We start from the raw sequence: 466 nt of genomic DNA, 5'->3' as shown, positions 1-466 counted from the left end.
TGACCACGCCGTCGGTAACCATACAGCCTGCAATGTTGCCGACTTTGGAAACGGAGATAACCTGACGGATTTCGACCGTGCCGGTTACTTGCTCTTTCTCTTCCGGAGAGAGCATACCGCTCATGGCGGCTTTCACGTCGTCGATGGCATCGTAAATGATGTTGTAGTAACGGATTTCCACGTTTTCATTTTCAGCCAGTTTGCGTGCGGAAGCATCTGCACGCACGTTAAAGCCGATGATGAATGCGCCGGAAGCGATGGCCAAGTTGACATCCGATTCGGTAATGCCGCCCACGCCGCTGTGCAACACGTTCACTTTCACTTCGTCGGTGGACAGTTTTTTCAGGCTGCCCGCCAAAGCTTCGTAAGAACCTTGTACGTCTGCTTTGATGATGACAGACAAGGATTGGGCTTGGTTTTCACCCATGTTGTTGAACATGTTTTCCAGTTTCGCGGCCTGTTGTTT

Annotated in this window: 1 pseudogene; it reads right to left on the bottom strand. The window is 51.1% G+C overall.

Annotation, left to right across the window (positions count from 1 at the left end):
* Positions 1 to 466 (bottom strand): annotated as a pseudogene (locus ACTHUM_RS19390) (translation initiation factor IF-2); the annotation flags it as partial.

This window comes from Neisseria sp. P0021.S006 (assembly GCF_051956895.1).
The sequence above is the reverse complement of the archived record's forward strand: the minus strand, read 5'-3'. Positions and strand labels throughout refer to the sequence as shown.